This is a genomic window from Flavobacterium rivuli WB 3.3-2 = DSM 21788 (assembly GCF_000378485.1).
GTDB classification, from domain to species: Bacteria; Bacteroidota; Bacteroidia; order Flavobacteriales; family Flavobacteriaceae; genus Flavobacterium; species Flavobacterium rivuli.
This window is the reverse complement of record NZ_KB899966.1, coordinates 406,054-429,231: the sequence shown is the minus strand read 5'-3', so window position 1 is coordinate 429,231 and position 23,178 is coordinate 406,054. Positions and strand designations below refer to the sequence as shown.

Genomic DNA, 23,178 nt, shown 5'->3' with positions numbered 1-23,178 from the left:
ATTTAATAACCCTGATTTAAATTACAATACCCAAACTTAACTCATATTTAACCCAAACAAATCTCAAACAGAGTATGAAATTATTAGTTGACAGTGGTGCGACCAAAGCCGATTGGATTGCGCTGGACGACGCGGGCAACAGGCTTTTTACAACCCAGACTCTTGGTCTTAGCCCCGAAGTAATTAATAAGGAAGAAGCCCTTGAAAGGCTGGAGGCCCGTTTTGATATATACAACAACCGTAAAGAAGTTACCCACCTTTATTTTTATGGTGCCGGCTGCGGTACAGACAGGATGAAGAATTACATGACCGGTGTATTTAAGGAGTTTTTTCCTAATGCAGAGGTTAGTGTAAAAGAAGATACTTATGCGGCAGCTTATGCTACAAACCCAAACAACGAAAAAGCTATTATATGTATTTTAGGTACAGGGTCTAACTGTAGCTATTTTAATGGCGAAACACTGGAGCAAAAAGTACAGTCTTTAGGTTACATAGCTATGGATGACTGTAGTGGTAACCGTTTTGGCCGCGACCTTGTGCGTGCTTACTTTTTTAACAAAATGCCGGAGCACCTTGCTAAGCAGTTTGAGGCAGAGTACAATCTTGATGCAGATATTATAAAGCATAACCTTTACAAAGAGCCTAACCCTAATGCATACCTTGCTACTTTTGCAAAGTTTTTAATTCAGCATAAAGATGAGCCTTTTGTTAAAGAGATTATTGTAAAAGCAATGCAAACGTTTGTGGATAATTACATTACGCAATATGAAAATGCTAAAGAGGTACCCGTACATTTTATAGGTTCTATTGCATTTTACCTTAAGGCAGAGCTTGCCGAAGTATTAGGCAAAAACGGCCTTACATTAGGTAATGTTTTACGCAGGCCTATAGACGGGCTTATTACATACCACGAACTTAACAAATAAGATTTACAATATAATGGAGATAGCCATCATTGCCCACGACGGAATGAAAGATAAAATGGTAGTTTTTCTTACTGCCAATAAAGACATTTTATTAAACGAGAACATAAAACTTATTGCCACGGGTACTACCGGCGGCAGGGCCGAAGAGGCTGGTTTTACAGTTAGAAAAATGCTTTCAGGACCATTGGGTGGCGATGCGCAGATAGCCGGAAGGGTAGCGGAGGGTAAAACCAATATGGTTTTATTTTTTAAAGACCCGTTATCGAGCCATGCTCATGACGCTGATATTAATATGCTGATACGGGTTTGTGACGTGCACAACGTGCCACTTGCCACAAACCCTGCATCGGCAGAATTATTTTTGCATGCTATTGCTGCACAGCGATCATAGATATCTCTACATTTACATTTTTAGGCAGTCTTGCCACCTGAACCGTTTCTCTTGCAGGAGCGGTTTCTTCGTTTATATAGCTACCGTAAACGGTGTTTATTGCTGCAAAATCGTCCATGTTCATTATAAAAATGCTTGTCTTTACTACGTTGCTAAAGTCCATACCGGCAGCTTCAAGCACCGCTTTAAGGTTATCCATAACCTGCTTAGTCTCTGCCTCAATGCTTCCACCCACAAGCTCCCCTGTAGCAGGGTCTAAAGGTATCTGTCCGGATGTGTAAAGTGTATTGCCGGCAAGCACTGCCTGGCTGTAAGGGCCTATGGGAGCAGGAGCCTTATCTGTAAAAATGATTTTTTTCATGGTTGTGTAGTTTAAAATTTATATAATTATATACCTATTTCGTTTCTTACGTGTATTTGCCTTTTTTCTAATTCTCTTTTTAATCTGCGCAGCGTATTATCACTAAGTGTGCCCGCTCCGTAGACTTTATTTTTATAATCTTTGGTTATAATACGCAAATTATTGGGTTGTTTGCTTTGTGTTTCGTAAATCACTTCATCAATATCTGTAAGGTAATAAACATGGCTGTACCAAAAAAAAAGATGGTTTTTTACAATCAGATAGCTATCATTTAACCTTACATAATAAACCGTAATTCCAAATACAAGATAGAATATTGTAATACACATTAACGCCGTTAGTATAGCAATAATGTTATCTTTTATAAATAGCAATGATAGCATTGTCATACTCATGATAATATAAAATATACCTCTAAAGCTTAATAAAAAAATACCTTTATAGGTATCCGATTCTCCAGGATCTATTCCTTTTGCAGATTTAACAATATAAGGTTTAAAAGTATCTTCAGAGTTTGTTATATGTTCAAGGTATTGTCTTAACAATAATAATTATCGTATAATAAGTTGAAAATATATCGGACTTCGCCATTTTTAAATTGTATTTTAATGCCTTCAACCTTAGATAATGTAAAAGAATGCTTCCCGGAAAAGCTAATTTCTTTGATACTATTTGTAAGGTATTGCTTGTTGTTGAAACGTATTGTTTTTCGGTCAATAAAAATTTTTGGCGAATTTTTTACATAGGAATATATAAAGTAACTTACAAATAAAATACTAAAACTACCCAGAACGATCATAAGGTCGGTCTTTGGTGGTTTTGGTATTTGATTGTATTGCCTTAAACCGGTAATAATTAATAAAGAACCTAAGCTAAAAAATAGTACAAAGAACCCCGTAAGCCCAAAGCAGAACCTTATAAAATTTTTCTTAGAGTTAACATATTCCATAATTACTGCCCCACAGCCCTGTCAGGCACCTGGCGTTTATCGTATTTAATATCGCTAAGTACAGATGATTTTATACCAATAAAGAAGCCCCAATAGGTGTTATTACCAAAAGGAACCCAGTTAAAATCCATCCTCCATGATAGTAAGTCACGCTCAAAACGTAGTTGTGTAAAGGTAACACCCTGTTGTACAAAGTCGTAACCGGATGAAAAGCCCATTTTCCACTTAGGGGTAATATCAAGATTACCCGAAACCATTAGCGAGCTACCTGTAATCCTGCGTTCGCGGGCATTGTTATTGTAGGTAAGCGAGTAGGCAAGGTTAAGGTTCCAGGGCAGCTTGGCGTTAAAAAACCCACCCTCTGATTTGTCCTTCTTTTCGGTGCCCTCCTCATCTTCATCTTTAAACAGGCTCTGGCGGCTGTCGCTCAGGTCTGTACCAACACCAAAAAGGTCATCGGTACGGCCACCATTTTTAGCGGTCTGGCTATTCTCGTCTTTTTTATTACCATCGCCATCTGTACTGCTCAAAGAGTAGTTAAGCGTTACGTTAGCACTTGTAAGCCTAAAAAGGCTACCACCGTTGTCTATGTTGTACATATCAATCCTTCTGCCGGAGTTATCTATAGCATAAGGGTCTAATGTAGCACCAAAGTTAATATTCATCTTTTCCTTAAAAAGATTGGTACCGGCAGATACCCTTAAGGGCGACCATGCCAGAGAGTCGGCAGCGATGTTGTAGCTCGTGGTAAAGTTAAGGTTGTTAAGCAGCATTACTTTTTTAGGTTCGCTGTCTTTTGCATTTTCGTCATCGTTACGCACCTTAGCCTCAAAGGTATTGTTTACAGAAAGGCCTATGTTGTTAGAGTAGCCAAGTCCGGGCGCACCAAATATACCACCTTCAAAACGCGTATATTCTTTGTATTGTGTACCTGTGTTGTCTAACTGATAGGTGTCGTAGTATTTTTCGAAACTTGGTGTGTAGCTGTAAGAAACAGATGGACGCATTACGTGGCGTATGGCTTGTATTTTTTTGTCTTCGCCAAAATTAAATGTACCATATATAGTGGTACCAATACTTGATGAAAAGTTATAAGTGCGAAAAGCATCGAAACCTTTTACATCTTTAGTTACAACAGTATCGTTTACCACAGATTTGTCTATGGTATTCATTACCCATGTTTCCTGGTAATTTGTACCGGCAGATACAGAGAAGTATTTAAATATCTTAAAGTTTGTACTTAACGGAATAGTGTGCTGCAGTCCCGATCTTGCATCCCTAAACATTTCAGGTTTAAAAAATAACGAATCTGTTGTAAGTATACGGTTCTCGCCGCGCAGGTTATACTGGAGGTTTATGTTTTTTATAAATCCTTTTTTAGGCGCATCTGCCGGCGCAAACGGGAAAATCCTGTCTACACTTGCCTGCAGGGTAGGCAGGGTCATGTTAATAACCTTTGTATTGGTATTCTGGCTGTGCGTGGCACTAAGTGATATGTTAACCTGGGGTACCGTTTGAAACGTTTTAGAGTAAGACACTGATGATTGCAGCGTATTATTAAGGCTGGAACCTACGTTTGCAGTATTTATAGACTGCCTGTAATAGGTACTGGAACCAAGGTTTACACTGGCAGAAAACCTTGAGTTAGGGTTTGCTTTACTATCCTGGCTGTGCGACCATTGTATATTGTAATTTTTTGTACGGGCGTAGTCAGGTAAACCCCTTTCGCTGGTTACAAGATTTTCGAACCTTATGTTAACATTACCGTTGAAACTGTACCGCTTGGCATAATCAGATTGAAATCGCAGTCCGTAACTGCCATTGGTATAGTAATCTCCGGTAACAGAGAGGTCGTAGTAATCGCTGAGGGCAAGGTAATATCCGCCATTTTGCAGGTAGTAACCCCGGTTGTTACTGTCGCCATAGCTTGGTACCAGTAAGCCAGATTCTGCTTTGTCACTTGTAGGGAAAAACGCGAACGGTATTCCCAGGGGCGTAGGCACATTAGCAATCCACATATTTGTAGGGCCTACCACAACTTTTTGACCGGGTACAAGTTTTATTTTGCTGGCTTTAAAATAATATTCCGGATTATCAATATTTTTAGAAGTTGTAAAAATGGCATTCTTCATAAAAATAACCGAATCATTTTCTTTTTTAGTAATCTCAGCTTTAACCCTAAATTCACCCTGGTCTGTACGGGAATTCCATACACGGGCTTTTTTAGTTACAGTATTAAAGTGTATGGAGTCGGCCTCCACAACATTGGCACCTTGTTTAAAGTAAGGATATTGCGAGTAATTGCCCAAAGAGTCTTTTATACGGCCTGCATATACTTCATCTTTTTCATAGTTCATAATAATAACGCCTGCTTTTAGTTCTATATCTTTATAATATAGTTCGGCTTCATTATATAAGGTAAGCTCTTTCTTTTTCTGGTCTATTTTTTCGTAATCTGTAGCTTTACGCTTTACAATGCCGTCTAAGCCTTTCTTTTTAGGCTTAATGGTATCAACAGCGGGTTTAATGGTATCTGTAATAGCAACATTCCCGGCAACGGGTAATTGTACCGATGGTAATTTAGTACTATCGGCCTGTTTTACAGCAGGTACTGCAGGCTTGCGGTTTCTTATTTCCTGCGATTGTGCGGTGCAACACACCATACAAAGGAAAATAGATAATAAAACGGTATGAAATAAGTTTGTACGCAATGGTTTTAATACTATTTTTGTAACAGTGTGGCTTATTTTTTTGAAGTGCCAAACTTACAATATTTTTGTCAAACTAACCACTAAATGTAATTATAACACAAGCAGCATAATAACTATTTTGCAATGAGGGAGAACATGAATTTAAAACTGGTTTTTTTACTTTTTATTATATCGTGCACATGCACTTTTGCACAGGACGGAGGCAAGTTTAAGGTAGTACTTGATGCCGGACATGGTGGAAAAGACTTTGGTGCACTCTATCATGGCTATGTAGAAAAGAATATTACTCTTAACGTAGCGCTTAAAGTAGGTAAACTTTTAGAGCAGGACAACGCCATACAGGTTCTTTACACCCGTAAAACCGATGTTTTTGTAGCACTTAGCGAAAGGCCGGATATGGCAAACAGGGCAGACGCCAATTTGTTTATATCTATACATTGTAACGGCGAACCTAAAAAGGCTGCTTTTGGTACAGAAACCTTTATAATGGGGCCTACTAAAAATGCGAGTAATCTTGAGGTTGCAAAAAAAGAAAACTCTGTTATTAAACTGGAAAAGGATAAAGAAAAATACGAAGGTTTTGATCCTAATAAGCCGGAAGCATTGTTAAGTGCTGTGCCCGATGCCACACTTAATAACAGTATAGACCTGGCAAGCAAAATACAGGATGGTTTTACAAGCACCCTTAAAAGAAAAAACAGGGGTGTTAAATATGCGCCATTCTGGATTTTAAACAAGGCTTCTATGCCGGGCGTGGTTATAGAGCTTGGCTTTGTATCGTATGAGCAGGAAGGGGCATTCTTAAATTCTGAAGACGGGCAGGACGATATGGCAAAGGCTATTGCCAAAGCTATACAATCGTATAAAAAAGAATATTACACAGGAGGAGGAACTGAATATAAAGAACCGGCGGCTAATAGCGGTACCGCCACAGTGCGTATTGTAGCTGAAACCAAGCCTGCAGAAAAACCTGAGACTAAGCCGGAAGCTAAACCTGCAGTAGCGGCTGCTAAAGGTGTTACATTTAAGGTTCAGATATCTGCAAGTGGAAAATCTTTAGAGACCGTTCCGGAAAATTTTAAAGGGCTTACCAATATCTCTAAAGATGCCAGCGCAGCGGTAATTAAATATTATTATGGTGCTACAGATAGTTATGATGAGGCTAAACAATTACTGGTTACAGCTAAAGAGAAAGGATATACATCTGCCTTTGTAGTAGCATTTAAAGATGGAAAAAAAATTACGGTGCAGGAAGCATTAGGTAAAAAATAAAAAAAAGATAAGCGTTAGCAGGCGGCTACTAAAACTATATACATGACAAGGTTAACTAAAAAATATTTATTTTACATACTTATATTATTGTGCACAGCCTCTTTTGGGCAGTCTAAAAAATTTAAGGTAGTGCTCGATGCCGGGCATGGTGGTGGCGATGAGGGTACTGCACATAATAGCTATAAAGAAAAAGCTATTGTGCTTAGCGTTGCACTTAAAATAGGTAAGATATTAGAAGACGAACCGGGCTTTAATGTAGTGTACACCCGCAAGACCGATGTATTTATTGAGTTAAGGGAGCGCGCTAATATTGCCAATAAAGCCGATGCCGACCTTTTTGTATCAATACACTGTAACGGTGTTAATGCAGAGCAGGCTCAGGGAACAGAAACATTTGTTATGGGTTTGTCGCGCAGTAAAATTAACCTTGAAGTGGCACGTAAAGAAAATAGCGTAATTACATTAGAGAAAGACTATAAGCTAAAGTATAAAGGTTTTAACCCCGATAATCCGGATACAACTATAGGCATTGCACTGGCACAGGAAGAGTCGCTTAACCAGAGTATAATACTTGCAGGTAAAATTAGGGATGGTTTTAAAAATGACCTTAAAAAGAATGACAGGGGTATAAAGCAAATCCCGCTATGGGTGCTGGATGCTACGGCAATGCCGGGTGTACTTATAGAACTTGGCTTTATATCTAACAAGGCAGAAGGTGCTTACCTTAATTCTGCCGATGGGCAGGAAGAAATGGCAAAGTCTATTGCAAAAGCTATCATCAGCTATAAAAAAATGTTTGATGGCAACGCAAGTGATAGTGAGCAGCAGGCAGAAATTACCGAAGCTGTAAAAGAAGTAACATCTGATAAAAAAAATGAAGTAGAGCCGGAGGCTGAACAAAAAGACACCGTTGCAAAAGCAGGGGTGGTATTTAAGGTTCAGATATCTTCGAGCGGCAGGGATCTTGCCACTAAACCTTCTAATTTTAAAGGGCTTAAAAATATTTCCAAACTAAAAAGTGGCAGCCAGATTAAATATTTTTATGGCGAAACCACTGATTACAGTAAAACTGCAAAGCTACTATCTGAGGCTAAAAGCAAAGGGTTTACATCGGCTTATGTTGTTGCTTTCAGGAAAAATAAAATTATTAGTATTGCAGAAGCTTTAAAGTAATATTCACATATTAGTAATAATTTTGTCCTACATTTGTTAAAAAATAAACCTGTTTTGAAAGTATCAAAAGAAGTAAAGACGGCAATTCTTGTATTAGGTGCCATATTAGTATTTATCTGGGGATATAGTTTTTTAAAAGGCAGAGACCTTTTTAATTCGTATACAACCTATTATGTAGTTTATAAAGATGTAGAAGGGCTTTCTCCATCAGCTCCCGTTACCCTTAACGGATTAGTTGTTGGTAAAGTAAATTCTATTACATTTAAAGACCTAACAGAAGGAAGCCTTATTGTAGAGTTGCAGGTTAATACTGATTTCCCTATATCTACAACCAGCCATGCAACGTTGTATGAGCCGGGTTTTGGTTTATCCGGCAAACAAATTGCCCTGATACCCGATACTAAAAATACCCAGCTTGCCGAAGATGGCGCTTACCTTTTAAGTGGCCTTAAACCGGGAATGCTATCTGTAGTAGGAGAAAAACTTTCGCCGCTGCAAACAAAAGTAGAAGCTACCGTTGTTACGGCAGACAGCCTTCTTAAAAACATTAACAACGTTTTTGATTTACAAACACAGCAAAATATGCGCACTGCTATTGCAGACCTTGGGGCTACAATGAAAGAATTTAATAAAGCGGCACAAACGCTTAACGGTACAATATCTGGTAACAGGGGCAACATAGATGCTACCATGTATAACCTTAATAAAACCAGTAAAAATTTTGCAGCGCTATCTGACTCTCTTAACCAGGCAAACATTGGTGAGGCAGTTAAAAAACTGGAAAGATCTCTTGCTAATGTAGATAACCTTATTAACGATGTACAATCGGGCAAAGGCACATTAGGTAAACTAATGAAAGATGATGCCATGTATAACAACCTAAATGGTGCATCTAAAGAATTAAAAGAATTGCTTGCCGATTTTAAAAATAATCCTAAGCGTTACGTTCACTTCTCTGTATTTGGCAAAAAAGGTACTCCTTACGTAGAAGAGAAAACAGAGCCTGAAGTTAAGACAGAAGAAAAGCCTTAAAGGACAAGGATAATTCTTTACTATATGAGTTACATAGATAATATCTTGTTTGTACTGTTGCTGGTTGCTGGTTTTGGTTACTTTGCAATAAACGTAAAAAAACTTACGCGCAATATTAAGCTCGGCAGGGATGTAAACAGGTACGATAATCCTAAAGCACGCTGGGGCAACATGGCGCTCATAGCTCTTGGCCAGTCTAAAATGGTAAAACGCCCCGTTGCGGGTGCGTTGCATATTATTGTTTATGCAGGTTTTGTTATTATTAACATAGAAGTTTTAGAGATTATTATAGACGGTATATTTGGAACCCACAGGATATTTGCATTTCTTGGTGGGTTTTATAGTTTCTTAATAGGTTTCTTCGAGATACTTGCGTTTGGGGTCATTTTTTCGGTTGTAACGTTCTGGATCAGGAGAAACGTTATAAAGCTATGGCGTTTTGCACATGGTGACCTAAAAGGCTGGCCTAAAAGCGATGCCAATATCATTTTGTATTTTGAAACAGTACTCATGATATTTTTCCTTACCATGAATGCTGCCGACCATTACCTTCAGGGTTTAGGTGCTCATCATTATGTTACTGCGGGTTCTTTTCCTGTATCAGGATTTATAACTCCGCTTTTTAATGGTATGAGCGAAAGTACAGCTATCATTGTAGAGAGAACTACATGGTGGCTACATATTACGGGAATATTAATTTTTATGAATTACCTGTACTTTTCTAAACACCTTCATATTTTATTGGCGTTCCCTAATACCTATTTTGCAAAACTGGAGCCTAAAGGCAAATTTGAAAACTTAGATTCGGTTACTGCCGAAGTTAAGTTGATGATGGACCCCAATGCCGACCCGTTTGCTGCACAGCCTGCCCCTGCGGAAGGTGAGGTGCCTGCAAAATTTGGTGCGAGCGATGTTCAGGATCTTAACTGGGTACAGTTGCTTAATGCATATACGTGTACAGAGTGTGGCCGTTGCACATCGGCCTGCCCCGCAAACCTTACAGGCAAAAAACTTTCTCCACGAAAAATAATGATGGATACCCGCGACAGGCTTGAAGAAGTAGGTCGTAATATTGACGCTAATAAGGGCACGTTTGTTGATGATGGTAAATCATTATTAAACGACTATATAACACCCGAAGAGTTATGGGCATGTACTACCTGTAATGGTTGTGTAGACGCCTGCCCGGTAAACATAGACCCATTATCTATTATTATGGATATGAGGCGTTACCTGGTTATGGAGCAGAGTGCTGCACCTACAGAGCTTAACGGTATGATGACAAATATAGAGAACAACGGCGCCCCGTGGCAGTACAGCCAGATGGACAGGCTTAACTGGAAAGACGAATTATAATTAACAGGTACGATAATGAAACAGGAGGATATCGAAAAAAATCTTCAAACGATTACAGAAAACGGCGAGCATTTAAGCCCAATATTACCGGCAGGCATTAAAAATTACCTGATAGATATAGACGGTACTATTTGCGACGATATTCCTAACGAAGAGCCGGAAAGGATGGTTACGGCTGCCGTATATCCTGATGCACTTATTACCCTTAATAAGTGGTATGACGAAGGGCATATAATATTCTTTTTTACCTCTCGTACAGAGGCACACAGGGAAATTACAGAAACGTGGCTTAAAGAGCATGGATTTAAATATCACGGTATGCTTATGGGCAAACCGCGCGGTGGTAACTACCACTGGATAGACAACCACCTTGTTAAGGCTACGCGTTACCGTGGCAAGTTTACAGATCTTATTGATAAAGAGGTTACCATTCAGGTTTTTGATGATGGCAACCATGATGCAGAATAAATTATGATGCAGGATAACATTACAGTACCCACAATGGCCGATATGATGGCTACAGGACAGCAGCCGGAAGTTTTATTCTGGGTGGGCTGCTCTGGTAGTTTTGATGACAGGGCAAAAAAAATAACCAAGGCATTTGTAAAGTTATTACATAGTGCAAAGGTACCGTTTGCCGTATTAGGAACCGAGGAAAGCTGTACCGGCGACCCGGCTAAAAGGGCTGGAAATGAGTTTTTGTTCCAGATGCAGGCTATGGCAAATATAGAGGTGCTTAATGCCTATGATGTTAAAAAGATAGTTACGGCATGCCCACACTGTTTTAATACCATTAAAAACGAATACCCCGGCCTGGGCGGGAGTTATGAGGTGGTACACCATACTCAGTTTTTAAAGTCACTGCTTGATGATGGCAGGCTTACTGTAGAGGGTGGTGCGTTTAAAGGAAAGAAAATTACGTTTCATGACCCATGCTATTTGGGTAGGGCAAATAATATCTATGAGGCTCCACGCGATCTTATAGAAAAACTGGATGCCGAACTTGTAGAGATGAAACGATCTCGTGCCAATGGCCTTTGCTGTGGTGCCGGTGGTGCCCAGATGTTTAAAGAACCTGAACCGGGCAAAAAAGATGTTAATGTAGAGAGGACAGAAGATGCCCTTGAAACCCAACCTGAAATTATTGCCGCAGGATGCCCGTTTTGTAATACCATGCTTACCGATGGTGTTAAAGCAAAAAACAGGGAACACGATATTAAAGTTATGGATGTGGCAGAGTTAATTGCCAATGCTAAGGATTTATAAGAAAGACAAATTATGTACGTTCCGTTTGATACACTGCCTGAAGAATCCAAAATATGGATATATCAGTCCAACAGGAAATTTTCTGAAGACGAAATTACCGATATAGAAGCACAGCTTCAAAACTTTGTAGAGAACTGGGCTGCCCACGGCACCGGCCTTGAGGCTTCGTTCCTTATAAAATATGACAGGTTTATAATCCTGGCCGTTAACCAGGATAACCAGCATGCTACGGGCTGTTCTATAGATGCATCTGTGCATTTTATACAGCAACTGGAGCAAAAGTATAATGTAGAGCTGTTGGATAAAATGAATGTAACCTTTAAACAGGGCGAATTTATTACCCACAAGCCACTTATAGAATTTAAAAAGCTTGCTAAAGACAAATCTGTTTCGGCTAATACAATTGTTTTTAACAATTTAGTAAATACAGTAGGAGAGTGGCAGGATTTTTGGGAAGTACCTGCAGGAGAAAGCTGGCACAGCAGGTTTTTTTAAACCCAATATTTGCCTTAAAAACATTAAAAACATCATTATATAAACTATAATGATGTTTTATTATTTAAAATATATTTTCATTAATGAGGTTCCTTGCCCTACTATTACTACTCACTATACAAGCAGCATCTGCGCAAAGCAAGGTGTTTACAGATTATAAATCGCCGGCAGAGCAACGGTGGACAGACAGTGTTTACAACCAATTCTCGTTTGATGAAAAGGTGGGGCAGTTGTTTATGGTTGCGGCTTATTCTAACAAAGATTCGTCGCACGTAAGAGGGATAGACAAGCTTATAAAAGACTATAAAGTGGGCGGGGTCATCTTTTTTCAGGGTGGGCCGGTGCGACAGTCAAAGCTTACCAACCGCTACCAGAAAGAAAGTAAAATACCTTTATTTGTGGGTATAGATGCCGAGTGGGGCCTTAGCATGAGGCTCGATTCTACCTACCGTTACCCCTGGAATATGACACTTGGTGCCGTTCAGGATCTTGCCCTTATAGAAAAAATGGGAGGCCAGATGGCAAAGCAGGCGCAGCGCATGGGCATACACTTTAATTTTGCCCCGGTTGTAGATATTAATATTAACCCTCTTAACCCTATAATTGGCAACAGGTCTTTTGGAGAAAATAAAGACAATGTAACCAACAGGGCTTCGGCATTAATGAAAGGTATACAGGATGGCGGCATTTATGCTACAGGCAAACACTTTCCCGGCCACGGCGATGTAGGGACTGATTCTCATTTGGCATTGCCTTTTCTTCCCTACGATAAAAAAAGGCTTGAGGATATAGAGATGTACCCTTACAAGCGTTTATTTAATGAAGGTATGGCAAGTATAATGGTTGCCCATCTTAACGTTCCCGCTTTAGAGCCTACTCCTAACTTGCCCACATCATTGTCTTATAATGTGGTAACACATCTTGTACAGGAACAAATGGGTTTTAAAGGCCTTATATTTACAGACGCCCTAAATATGAAAGGAGCGAGTGGATACATGCAACCCGGCGATATAGACCTCGAAGCTTTTCTTGCCGGTAACGACGTGTTACTGTTTGCAGAAAATGTGCCACTGGCTATAGAAAAGTTTCGCAAAGCGTATAATGACACTGTTTTAAGTGAAAGCAGACTTGCTTTTTCGGTTAAAAAAATACTTGCTTACAAATACAGGATTGGCCTTAACAAATATAAACCTATAGACCTTAAAAATTTGTATGCCGAACTTAATGGTCATGAGTACGACGACCTTAACTACCAGCTTTATGAGCAGGCAGAAACCGTACTTAAAAACGATAACAATATTTTACCTATTGCAGACCTTGAAAATGAGAAGATTGCTTATGTAAAAATGGGCGATGATGATGGCTCTAATTATGTTAAGGTTCTCGAAAAATATGCTGATGTTACTGAGGTTAAGCAGGACAGCCTCCCTCTTATGACCGAAGCACTTAAAGAATATACTACCGTTATTGTAGGTTACCATAAAGCTGATGGTGCCTGGAAAAAACACGATTTTACATCGAAAGAATTAGTTTGGCTGGATACTATTGCTAAGAATAAAAGAGTTATCCTTACTTCTTTTGCAAAACCCTACGTGCTTAGCGCCGTTAAAAGTTTTGGAAATATAGACGGTATCGTGCTTGCTTACCAAAATAATGAAATTGCCCAGACTGTTGCTGCCGAAATTATATTTGGCGCTTTGGGTTCTAAAGGTAAACTTCCGGTTAGTGTAGGAGGAGCCTTTAAGGTTAACGACGGTATTTTTACAAAACCTCTAAACAGGCTTGGCTTTACAACACCAGAGAATGTAGGTATGAATTCGGTTACTCTCAGAAAAATTGATGCAATTGCTAAGCGTGCTATCGACCAGAAAATGACACCGGGAATTCAGCTTTTAGTAGCAAGAAAAGGTAAGGTTATTTATCAAAAATCATACGGTTACCATACGTACAACAATGATGTAAAGGTAAAAGATACTGATATTTATGATGTGGCATCGTTAACTAAAATGCTTTCTACATTGCCTAATATTATGCAATTGTATGATAAAGGCCATTTAAGGCTTGACGAAAAGTTGGGTAACATGCTGCCGGAATTTGAAAAGACCGACAAAAAAGATATTACCCTTAAGGATATGCTGTTACACCAGTCGCGTTTTCAGGCATGGTTGCCTTTTTACCAGGAAACGCTGGATAGCCTTAAGCAGCCGGATACATTGTATTACCGCAGGTCGGTTAGTCCGGAGTTTCCACACCAGGTTACAGAGAATTTATTCCTTAGAAAAGATTACCCCGGCATAATGATTGACAAAATTGCCGACAGTAAGTTATTACCTAAAAAGGAGTACAAGTACAGCGACTTTAATTTTATCCTGCTTAAAGAGTTCTTAGAGCTTAAAACAGGCAAACCGCTTAATGTGCTTAGCGATACTAACTTTTACAAACCGCTTGGCGCATATTCAACCACATACAATCCGTTGCAAAAGTTTGATATGAGTATGATACCGCCTACAGAAGTTGATAACTATTTCCGTTATGAAGAAATTCAGGGCTACGTGCATGATATGGCTGCAGCCATGATGGATGGGGTTGCAGGGCATGCCGGTCTCTTCTCTAACAGTATGGATGTTGCCAAGATTATGCAAATGTACCTGCAAAAAGGTACTTACGGTGGCAAACAGTATTTCTCTGCCAAGACTTTCGACACCTTTAATACCTGCTACGCATGTAAAGAAGGCAACCGTCGCGGACTTGGATTTGACAAACCACAGATAGAAAAATCAGGGCCTACCTGCGGATGTGTATCTAAATCGAGCTTTGGGCATACCGGCTTTACTGGAACTATGGCATGGGCAGATCCTGAAACAGAGATTGTATATGTATTCCTGTCTAACCGTACCTATCCGGAAGCAGGAGAGAATAAATTATCTAAAGAAAATATAAGGGAAGATATACAAAAGGTTATTCAGGATGCGATTATAAAATAAAAAAATAAGGCTTATTTAAAATGCTTTAGTTTCTATATCTACTTTCAATGTAATTCGTTTTTCACGAGTGATATTTATATACCATTGATAACTCTATTTTTCTAAAAATTTATTGCCTGTTGGTATTGTTAAATTTAGCAGGACTTAATAATAAAATATACTTTATGAAATTATTAGCCTTTGCCGGAAGCAGCAGTAAGCAATCTATAAACAAAAAACTGGCCACATACGCCGCCGGACTTTTTGAAAATGCAGAGGTTCATATACTCGACCTTAATGATTATGAACTTCCGTTGTTTAGTGTAGACCGGGAAAAATTAATAGGCCAGCTGCCTATAGCGAGAACCTTTTTGGATAAAATAGAGCAGGCCGATGTTTTGTTAATTTCTGTTGCCGAACATAATGCGGGGTTAACCGCTGCCTTTAAAAATATTTATGACTGGGCATCGCGCCAAAAAAGACTGGTGTTCAATAATACACCATTGCTGCTTATGTCTACATCCCCGGGTAAGCACGGCGGGAAGAATGCGCTGGAAGCAGCAAAAATAAGCCTTGCATGGTATGGGGGTAATATTCGTGCTACGTTCTCTTTACCCAGCTTTGCAGAAAATTTTGATGAAGAAACCAACACAATATCTAATAAAGAATATGATGCTGCGTTAAAACAAATTGTAGCAGACTTTGATTATGGACAGAAGGCTTAAAAAAGGGTTGAAAATTACCGGCAGGGTAGTGCTTGGCATTGTGGCTTTTGTAGTAATCTATTTACTCTCTGCAGTTGGGATGTCGCACATTACGGTAAACAGCGAACCAGAAAAAGGTGGCGACATACCTATTTACATAAACTCTAACGGGGTGCATACCGATATTTTAGTGCCTATAAAAAATAATGTAAAAGACTGGACTAAAGATATTCTTTACAGCCAGACCAAAGCTAAAGACAGCGTAGCTAACTATATGGCTTTTGGCTGGGGCGATAAAGGCTTTTACCTTGATACGCCGGAGTGGAGCGACCTTAAAGCCAGCACCGCTTTTAAGGCAGCGTTTTATTTGGGAACATCGGCTATGCATACTAAGTTTTACAAAACCGTAAAGGAAGATGACGAGTGTGTAAAGATCATGATCACGCAAAAGGATTACGCCGACCTTGTTGCCTATATTACCGATAGCTTTCAGTACGATAACGGTAAAAAAGTCTTGTGGATAAAAGACCAAAGTTACGGCCGGTACGATGCTTTTTATGAGGCCAACCGCAAGTATAGCTTATTTTATACCTGTAATACCTGGGCTAACAATGCTTTAAAAGCGGCACATCAGCGTGCGGCATTGTGGACGCCTTATGATAAAGGGATATTTTGTCATTACAGGTAGTAGTTAAAGAGTTTCAGAGCAGCAAAGTTCCAAAGTCACAAATGGATATAAATCTTTGCAACTTAAAGACCAAAACCGCTAACATATATGCCAAACACATTTTTAGAAAGGACAAGGCGTAATGCCTTTATACCAGTAGCATTATTAGTATTGGCTTTTATCGTTGGTTTAATAGCCAAATATTTTACTGTGTACTATAAATATCATTATATTTATGTTTATGGTCAGCTTGTTTGTGTTATTCTTACTTTGCTTTCCTTAATATTCTCTATAATCAATGGTATTGAGTTAGTTAAGCTTATAATTGTTGACAAGCGGCGAAATGATGGTTGGCGATTATTAGTGAATTTAATTCCTGCCATAATACTTTTGTTTATTTATTCTGTATTCTGTTTGCTATCATCTTAGAATCTAATTTTGGCATCGTTCTTGGATAGTTATTTACCATGAAGTACATATCTAAAACCTTATACATAGCGCTTTTGTTGTTAACCTTTGGCTTTGCACAGGCCCAGGATTTTACAAAAGTAGATAACACCGTTAAAGCGTACCCTAAATTTTCCGACCCTGATAAGCTTGCCGCACAGGTTAGTGCTGATTTTAAACAGGACGACCTTAAAGCCCGCGCTATTTTTACATGGATAGCGCTTAATATTAAGTACGACCTCGCTGCTTATGGCATCAACAGGCAGCCGGTAGGCTTTTCATACTCTACTCAGGAAGAGAAAATTGCCAAGCAAAAAATAATGCGCGATGACCTTGCGCTAAAAACCATCAAGTCTAAAAAAGGGGTGTGCGAGGGCTACTCTACATTATTTGCCGTGGTGGCCGAAAAAGCAGGTTTGGAGGCGGTTATCATTCCGGGAACATCTAAGTCGCATCCGGCACACATTGGTAAAGGCCCCGGTGCCAGCGACCATGCCTGGAACGCCGTAAAAATTAACGGTGAGTGGCAACTTCTCGATACCACGTGGGCATCGGGTGTAGTTACAGGCGAAAAACCAGCCTTTGCTTTTAAATTTAACGACGGTTACTTTTTTGCTGAACCCGATGTGTTTTTCTTAAATCATTATCCCGACGACAAGCAATGGCTGCTGACCAAAAAAACAGGCGACGATTTTGCTAACCTGCCATTGTATTATGGTAATTACCTTATGGGTGGTTATCAGTTTTTGGCACCTAACACAGGTTCATTTACCGATAGGAAATATAATGTCATCCCCTTTAAAATTAAAAATTTAAAACAGGGCGATGTGGTGCATTACGCGTTTAGCAAAGACAGGAAAATAATACAGGCAAAGCCTTTAATAAACAACGGTATAACCGAATTTGATGTACCTCTTGATAATGGCTCTAATGGTACTCTTACTATTTACATTAACCAAAAATCGGTAGCGGCTTACAGGATAAACCGCTAAGATATACTACAACGATTTTAAGCCGGATTTGTTAAGGAAATTAAAACTTTTCTTGCGTCCGGCTTTTGTTTTTTTCCGCAGAAATGGTACATTAGCAGAAAATCTGCCTAAACTTTATGTCCGAACAAAATCAGTATACCGAAGACAACATACGATCACTCGACTGGAAAGAGCATATCCGTATGCGCCCCGGTATGTACATTGGTAAGTTGGGCGACGGTTCATCTGCCGATGACGGTATCTATATCCTTATAAAAGAGGTTATTGATAACTGTATCGATGAGTTTGTAATGGGCACCGGCAAAACCATAGAGGTTACACTTAAAGATAAAACTGTAAGCGTGCGCGACTTTGGCCGTGGTATCCCATTGGGCAAAGTGGTAGACGTTGTATCTAAAATGAATACCGGTGGTAAGTACGACTCAAAGGCGTTCAAAAAATCGGTAGGATTAAACGGTGTGGGTACAAAGGCGGTTAATGCACTGTCTAATTATTTCAGGGTAGAATCGGTTAGGGATAACCAGATAAAGGCTGCCGAGTTCTCTGCCGGGGAGCTTACCCTTGAAGAGCCTGTTACCGAAACCACCAGGCGTAAGGGTACTAAAGTAACCTTTACCGCAGACGAAACTATATTTAAAAACTACAAGTACCGTAATGAGTACATTATAAAAATGCTTAAAAATTATTGTTACCTCAATACGGGGCTGACAATAATTTATAATGGCGAAAAATATCATAGTGACAACGGTCTTAAAGACCTTCTTGGCGAAACCATTGCCGAGGACGACCGTATTTATGACATCATCCACCTTAAGGATGACGACATAGAGCTCGCAATGACGCATAGTAAATCGCAATACAGCGAAGAATATTACTCTTTTGTTAACGGGCAAAACACCACACAGGGCGGTACTCACTTAGGGGCTTTTCGTGAGGCAATTGTGCGCACCGTTAAAGAGTTTTACAACAAGAATTTTGAAGCGTCAGACATTCGTAAATCTATCGTGAGCGCCATAAGCGTTAAGGTAGAGGAACCTGTATTTGAATCGCAGACAAAAACCAAGCTGGGCTCTACAGATATGGGTCCGGATGCGCCATCGGTACGTACGTTTGTAAACGACTTTGTTAAGAACAAACTTGACAACTTTTTACACCAGAACCCGGAAACGGCTGATGCCTTGCTTAAAAAAATATTACAGGCCGAACGTGAGCGTAAAGAGCTTTCGGGCATACGTAAACTGGCTAAGGACAGGGCTAAAAAAGCCAGCCTTCATAATAAAAAGCTACGCGACTGCCGCGTGCATTTAACAGATTCTAAGAATCCGCGCAGTTTAGAGAGCACCATGTTTATTACAGAGGGTGACTCTGCTTCGGGGTCTATTACCAAGTCGAGGGATGTAAACACTCAGGCAGTATTTAGCCTTCGGGGTAAGCCGCTTAACTCGTATGGCATGACTAAAAAGATTGTATACGAGAACGAGGAATTTAACCTCCTGCAGGCTGCGCTTGATATTGAGGATGAAATGGAGAACCTGCGTTACAACAATATTGTTATCGCTACCGATGCCGACGTTGATGGTATGCACATTCGCCTGCTGCTGATAACGTTCTTCCTGCAGTTTTTCCCTGAGCTTATAAAAGAAGGGCATTTGTACATACTGCAAACGCCGTTGTTCCGTGTGCGAAACAAGAAAGAGACCATATACTGTTATAGTGAAGACGAGCGTAAAGCTGCTATGGAAAAGCTGAAAGGCAAACCGGAGATAACACGATTTAAAGGTCTTGGAGAGATATCGCCCGATGAGTTTAAACACTTTATAGGGCAGGACATTCGTCTGGATCCTGTAATGCTCGATAGCGCTACATCGATACAAAGCCTGCTCGAATTTTATATGGGCAAGAACACACCTGACAGGCAGGAATTTATTATCAATAACCTGAAAGTAGAGCTTGATGTAGAGGTGGGTTAAGGGGATTTCAGATTGATGATTTCAGATTTCAGATTGAGCTACGCGATTGCTGTAGAGACGTTGCGCTGCAACGCCTAAAAATCTTAAAAGATAAATTTTATTGTAAAGAACTAAGCAATCAGCTATAGTTTGATTGAGCAGGCTTGAGTGAAGCTGGTTCCCCTCTTGAGAGGGGTTAGGGGTGTGTTACAAGATAAGCAAATATATTTTTTGGAAGGAAATAAATGGCGAAGACAATTTAGAGCCTTTAAAAGAAGGAGAACATTTTTACAACAGCATTTGTAAATGAAATACATTCTGATTTTATTGTTTTTTATTTTTATTTATGGTTGTGAAAAAACCAAAAAAGAATCACACAGTTTTAAACAAGTATCGGTCGTTTCTGGTGATAAAAATGCGAATCCTGTTATTGATAAAAACGTACTTATTGCCGGTGCTGATAATGTAGAAGTAATCTCATATGCTTTAAGATATAAATGGGATACTATTAATGACGGCGACGATGATGTGGTTAGGATTAAGCCTATTTTAAAAAATAAAAAATTGACCGTTAGTCCTGCGGGTATTAAAGACAGGGTTATTTTAAATGAAAAACTAAGACAAAGGCTGTTTAATTTTTTATTTATTGAAAAGTGCCCTAAAAATTATTCTGTAGCCTCATGTTATGATCCAAGGCACTGTATTTTGTTTTATAACAGGAAAAAAGAGATTTTTGCCACTATAGAAGTTTGTCTTGGCTGCTCTACATCCTATGGCAGTGAGGGTTTAAATTATAATGAGATGTGCATTGAGAGAATGTCAATATTGCACAAAATTTTTGAAGATGCCGGGGTAAAATATTTCGGCGAAAATGAAAAGTTGTAAGGTAAAATAAATGGACGAAGACAATTTAGAGCCTTTAAAAGAAGGAGAACATTTTTATAACAGGGACGACAGTAACGACTCCGGCGATACCATTACTAAGGTAACAGGTATGTACAAGGAGTGGTTCCTGGATTATGCATCATACGTAATCCTGGAGCGTGCCGTACCCGCTATTGAAGATGGCTTTAAGCCGGTGCAACGCCGTATCATGCACTCGCTAAGGGAGCTTGATGATGGCCGTTACAATAAAGTTGCTAACGTGGTGGGGCATACCATGCAGTACCACCCGCATGGAGATGCCAGTATAGGCGATGCCATGGTACAGATAGGCCAGAAAGAATTACTTATAGATACCCAGGGAAACTGGGGTAACATACTTACAGGCGACGGTGCTGCGGCATCCCGTTATATAGAGGCGCGGCTTTCTAAGTTTGCGCTTGAGGTGCTGTATAGCCCTAAGATTACGCCATGGCAGGCATCGTATGATGGCCGCCGAAATGAGCCGATAAATTTACCGGTTAAATTCCCATTGCTACTCGCTCAGGGGGCAGAGGGTATTGCCGTAGGTTTATCTACAAAGGTGCTTCCGCACAACTTTAATGAGCTGATAGATGCCTCTGTAAAAATACTTAAAGGCAAACCCTTTACCATATACCCCGATTTTCCTACTGCCGGTATTGCCGATGTTTCGGCGTATAATGATGGTATGCGTGGTGGGCGTATCCGTGTGCGTGCCAAGATCGCGCAGCTTGATAAAAGTACGCTGGTTATTACCCAGATACCGTTTAGTACCAATACCGGTACGCTTATAGACAGTATACTGAAAGCCAATGAAAAAGGTAAGATTAAGATAAAGAAAATTGAAGATAATACTGCTGCCGAAGTCGAGATATTAATCCACCTTCCGCCGGGAGTATCGCCGGATAAAACTATCGATGCGCTGTTTGCCTTTACTGGCTGCGAAACATCGGTAGCGCCACTGGGCTGTGTTATTGAGGATCACAGGCCTTTGTTTGTAGGCGTTAGCCACATGCTTAAAATATCTACAGAAAGAACGGTAGATTTACTTAAGCGTGAACTTGAAATTCAACTTGACGAACTTGAAGAAAGCTGGCACTTTCAGTCGCTGGAGCGTATCTTTATAGAGAACAGGGTGTATCGCGCCATGGAGGAAGAAGAAACTTGGGAGGGTGTTATCCGCGCTATAGACGAAGGGTTGAAGCCTTTTACCGGCCACTTAAAAAGGGCTGTTACCGAAGAAGATATTGTGCGCTTAACGGAAATACGTATTAAACGTATCTCTAAATTTGACATCAATAAAGCAGAAGAAAAAATTGAAGCTTTAGAAGGCGAAATAGCGCAGGTTAAACATCATTTAGAGAACCTGATAGAGTTCGCTATTGATTACTTTACGGGACTTAAAGAGCGTTATGGCAAAGGGCGCGAACGTAAAACTGAGATACGTAGTTTTGATACTATAGAGGCTACCAAGGTGGTGTTGCGTAACACAAAATTATACGTAAACCGCGAAGAAGGCTTTATAGGTACCGGTCTTAAAAAAGACGAATATGTTGCCGACTGTAGTGATATTGATGATGTTATCGTGTTTCTGCGTGATGGCAGCATGATGGTTACAAAAGTAGATGTTAAGACCTTTGTGGGCAAGGACATTATTCACATTGCAGTATTTGACAAGAACGACAAGCGCACTATTTATAATATGATATACCGCGATGGCAAGAGTGGGCCATCCTATATTAAACGTTTTAACGTGTCGGGTATTACGCGCGACAAGCCATACGACCTAACTGCGGGGACCGAAAACTCTATGGTACTGTATTTCTCTGATAACCCTAACGGGGAGGCAGAGGTTGTTACTGTACTGTTGCGCCAGGTGGGTAGCGTTAAAAAACTTAAATTCGACCTTGATTTTGCCAACATAGCCATTAAAGGGCGTGCTTCGAGAGGTAATACCGTTGCCAAATATCCTATCAAGAAAATCGAGCTTAAGGAGAAGGGAATTTCTACCCTTAAGCCTCGACGCATTTGGTTTGATGATACCGTACACCGCCTTAATGTAGATGCGAGGGGAGAGCTGTTGGGCGAATTCAGGCCTAACGACAGGCTGCTTGTAATCAACCAGAACGGTAAGCTAAAAACCATTATACCAGAACTCACCACACATTTTGAAGACGGCATGATCGTGCTTGAAAAGTGGAACCCTAAAAAACCAATTTCTGCTATTTACTTTGATGGCGAAAAAGAGCGTTATTTTATAAAACGCTTTTTGGTTGAAAGCAGTACTAAGGAAGAAACGTTTATTACAGAGCATCCTAAGTCGCAGCTTGAAATTGTAGCTACCGATTACCGCCCTGTTGCCGAGGTTATTTTTGCCAAAATAAAAGGTGTGCAAAAAGATACCATGGTAATAGATATGGAAAATTATATTGCAGTAAAAGGTATTAAGGCTCTGGGTAACGTGTTAACATCAGAAAAGGTAAGACAAATAAGCCTGCTTGACCCGTTACCGTATGAAGAGCCCGAACCGGAGCCGGAAGAAATTATAGAGACCCCACCGGATGATTTACCGGATGGCGATATTATACCCGAAGAGGACGGACAGATACCCTTATTTTAGT

The 23,178-nt window shown here is 39.9% G+C and carries 19 protein-coding genes; 16 read left to right on the top strand and 3 right to left on the bottom strand.

The window, feature by feature from the left end:
* Positions 1-74: 74 nt before the first annotated feature.
* Positions 75-926 carry a hypothetical protein gene (locus F565_RS0102095; RefSeq protein ID WP_020211532.1) on the top strand — a complete coding sequence of 284 codons (852 nt, stop codon included), beginning with the start codon at positions 75-77 and terminating at the stop codon, positions 924-926.
* A 13-nt stretch (positions 927-939) separates the two neighbouring features.
* Entirely contained in the window at positions 940-1,317 is a 378-nt protein-coding gene (locus F565_RS0102090; protein ID WP_020211531.1) for a methylglyoxal synthase, read from the top strand.
* On the opposite strand, the gene F565_RS0102085 is transcribed toward F565_RS0102090, so the two are convergent.
* From F565_RS0102085 to F565_RS0102070, 3 genes are all read right to left on the bottom strand, one after another.
* Entirely contained in the window at positions 1,295-1,678 is a 384-nt protein-coding gene (locus F565_RS0102085) for a RidA family protein (protein ID WP_020211530.1), read from the bottom strand. The two genes, F565_RS0102090 and F565_RS0102085, sit on opposite strands and share 23 nt — an antisense overlap.
* 26 nt (positions 1,679-1,704) lie before the next feature.
* A complete protein-coding gene (locus tag F565_RS0102080) occupies positions 1,705-2,223 on the bottom strand; it encodes a hypothetical protein (RefSeq protein WP_020211529.1) in 519 nt (172 codons plus the stop codon).
* A gap of 406 nt (positions 2,224-2,629) precedes the next feature.
* Positions 2,630-5,290: a putative LPS assembly protein LptD gene (locus tag F565_RS0102070; RefSeq protein WP_020211527.1), complete on the bottom strand. Its 2,661-nt coding sequence runs from the start codon at positions 5,288-5,290 to the stop codon at positions 2,630-2,632.
* Between the two features lie 183 nt (positions 5,291-5,473).
* On the opposite strand from F565_RS0102070, the gene F565_RS0102065 reads away from it, so the two are divergent.
* From F565_RS0102065 to F565_RS0101995, 14 genes are all read left to right on the top strand, one after another.
* The gene (locus tag F565_RS0102065) at positions 5,474-6,610 is read left to right on the top strand and encodes an N-acetylmuramoyl-L-alanine amidase family protein (RefSeq protein ID WP_020211526.1); all 1,137 of its coding nucleotides are present in this window, start codon (positions 5,474-5,476) and stop codon (positions 6,608-6,610) included.
* A 42-nt stretch (positions 6,611-6,652) separates the two neighbouring features.
* Complete coding sequence (locus tag F565_RS0102060) at positions 6,653-7,783, top strand: N-acetylmuramoyl-L-alanine amidase family protein (RefSeq protein WP_020211525.1); 1,131 nt, start codon at positions 6,653-6,655, stop codon at positions 7,781-7,783.
* Positions 7,784-7,837: 54 nt separating this feature from the next.
* Positions 7,838-8,815, top strand: coding sequence for an MlaD family protein (locus F565_RS0102055; RefSeq protein ID WP_020211524.1), 978 nt, complete (start codon positions 7,838-7,840; stop codon positions 8,813-8,815).
* Between the two features lie 24 nt (positions 8,816-8,839).
* Positions 8,840-10,171 (top strand): 4Fe-4S dicluster domain-containing protein, encoded by a 1,332-nt coding sequence (locus F565_RS0102050; protein ID WP_020211523.1) that lies wholly within the window; start codon positions 8,840-8,842, stop codon positions 10,169-10,171.
* A 15-nt stretch (positions 10,172-10,186) separates the two neighbouring features.
* A complete protein-coding gene (locus F565_RS0102045) occupies positions 10,187-10,639 on the top strand; it encodes an LNS2 domain-containing protein (RefSeq protein WP_020211522.1) in 453 nt (150 codons plus the stop codon).
* A gap of 6 nt (positions 10,640-10,645) precedes the next feature.
* Positions 10,646-11,437: a (Fe-S)-binding protein gene (locus tag F565_RS0102040; RefSeq protein WP_026299826.1), complete on the top strand. Its 792-nt coding sequence runs from the start codon at positions 10,646-10,648 to the stop codon at positions 11,435-11,437.
* Positions 11,438-11,449: 12 nt separating this feature from the next.
* On the top strand, positions 11,450-11,932 hold the full coding sequence (locus tag F565_RS0102035; protein WP_020211520.1) for a hypothetical protein: 483 nt from the start codon (positions 11,450-11,452) through the stop codon (positions 11,930-11,932).
* An 83-nt stretch (positions 11,933-12,015) separates the two neighbouring features.
* A complete protein-coding gene (locus tag F565_RS0102030; protein ID WP_020211519.1) occupies positions 12,016-14,916 on the top strand; it encodes a serine hydrolase domain-containing protein in 2,901 nt (966 codons plus the stop codon).
* Positions 14,917-15,080: 164 nt separating this feature from the next.
* The gene (locus F565_RS0102025) at positions 15,081-15,620 is read left to right on the top strand and encodes an NADPH-dependent FMN reductase (RefSeq protein WP_020211518.1); all 540 of its coding nucleotides are present in this window, start codon (positions 15,081-15,083) and stop codon (positions 15,618-15,620) included.
* Complete coding sequence (locus tag F565_RS0102020) at positions 15,604-16,287, top strand: TIGR02117 family protein (RefSeq protein WP_020211517.1); 684 nt, start codon at positions 15,604-15,606, stop codon at positions 16,285-16,287. The genes F565_RS0102025 and F565_RS0102020 overlap by 17 nt, the downstream gene beginning before the upstream one ends.
* A 446-nt stretch (positions 16,288-16,733) precedes the next feature.
* Positions 16,734-17,705, top strand: a complete 972-nt coding sequence (locus F565_RS0102010; protein ID WP_020211515.1) for a transglutaminase domain-containing protein — start codon at positions 16,734-16,736, stop codon at positions 17,703-17,705.
* Positions 17,706-17,821: 116 nt separating this feature from the next.
* Positions 17,822-19,675 (top strand): DNA topoisomerase IV subunit B, encoded by a 1,854-nt coding sequence (locus F565_RS0102005; RefSeq protein ID WP_020211514.1) that lies wholly within the window; start codon positions 17,822-17,824, stop codon positions 19,673-19,675.
* A gap of 285 nt (positions 19,676-19,960) precedes the next feature.
* On the top strand, positions 19,961-20,539 hold the full coding sequence (locus F565_RS0102000) for a hypothetical protein (RefSeq protein WP_020211513.1): 579 nt from the start codon (positions 19,961-19,963) through the stop codon (positions 20,537-20,539).
* Positions 20,540-20,549: 10 nt separating this feature from the next.
* Positions 20,550-23,177: a DNA gyrase/topoisomerase IV subunit A gene (locus tag F565_RS0101995; RefSeq protein ID WP_020211512.1), complete on the top strand. Its 2,628-nt coding sequence runs from the start codon at positions 20,550-20,552 to the stop codon at positions 23,175-23,177.
* The last annotated feature ends 1 nt before the right edge of the window (position 23,178 follow it).

What these genes read in the sequence shown, in the direction of transcription:
- F565_RS0102050 (WP_020211523.1), top strand. Translation starts at nt 8,840, where the DNA reads ATGAGTTACATAGATAATATCTTGTTTGTACTGTTGCTGGTTGCTGGT.
- F565_RS0102030 (WP_020211519.1), top strand. Translation starts at nt 12,016, where the DNA reads ATGAGGTTCCTTGCCCTACTATTACTACTCACTATACAAGCAGCATCT.
- F565_RS0102005 (WP_020211514.1), top strand. Translation starts at nt 17,822, where the DNA reads ATGTCCGAACAAAATCAGTATACCGAAGACAACATACGATCACTCGAC.
- F565_RS0102045 (WP_020211522.1), top strand. Translation starts at nt 10,187, where the DNA reads ATGAAACAGGAGGATATCGAAAAAAATCTTCAAACGATTACAGAAAAC.
- F565_RS0102020 (WP_020211517.1), top strand. Translation starts at nt 15,604, where the DNA reads ATGGACAGAAGGCTTAAAAAAGGGTTGAAAATTACCGGCAGGGTAGTG.
- F565_RS0102095 (WP_020211532.1), top strand. Translation starts at nt 75, where the DNA reads ATGAAATTATTAGTTGACAGTGGTGCGACCAAAGCCGATTGGATTGCG.
- F565_RS0101995 (WP_020211512.1), top strand. Translation starts at nt 20,550, where the DNA reads ATGGACGAAGACAATTTAGAGCCTTTAAAAGAAGGAGAACATTTTTAT.
- F565_RS0102060 (WP_020211525.1), top strand. Translation starts at nt 6,653, where the DNA reads ATGACAAGGTTAACTAAAAAATATTTATTTTACATACTTATATTATTG.
- F565_RS0102065 (WP_020211526.1), top strand. Translation starts at nt 5,474, where the DNA reads ATGAATTTAAAACTGGTTTTTTTACTTTTTATTATATCGTGCACATGC.
- F565_RS0102025 (WP_020211518.1), top strand. Translation starts at nt 15,081, where the DNA reads ATGAAATTATTAGCCTTTGCCGGAAGCAGCAGTAAGCAATCTATAAAC.
- F565_RS0102010 (WP_020211515.1), top strand. Translation starts at nt 16,734, where the DNA reads ATGAAGTACATATCTAAAACCTTATACATAGCGCTTTTGTTGTTAACC.
- F565_RS0102070 (WP_020211527.1), bottom strand. Translation starts at nt 5,290, where the DNA reads ATGGTGTGTTGCACCGCACAATCGCAGGAAATAAGAAACCGCAAGCCT.
- F565_RS0102085 (WP_020211530.1), bottom strand. Translation starts at nt 1,678, where the DNA reads ATGAAAAAAATCATTTTTACAGATAAGGCTCCTGCTCCCATAGGCCCT.
- F565_RS0102090 (WP_020211531.1), top strand. Translation starts at nt 940, where the DNA reads ATGGAGATAGCCATCATTGCCCACGACGGAATGAAAGATAAAATGGTA.
- F565_RS0102000 (WP_020211513.1), top strand. Translation starts at nt 19,961, where the DNA reads ATGAAATACATTCTGATTTTATTGTTTTTTATTTTTATTTATGGTTGT.
- F565_RS0102040 (WP_026299826.1), top strand. Translation starts at nt 10,646, where the DNA reads ATGCAGGATAACATTACAGTACCCACAATGGCCGATATGATGGCTACA.
- F565_RS0102035 (WP_020211520.1), top strand. Translation starts at nt 11,450, where the DNA reads ATGTACGTTCCGTTTGATACACTGCCTGAAGAATCCAAAATATGGATA.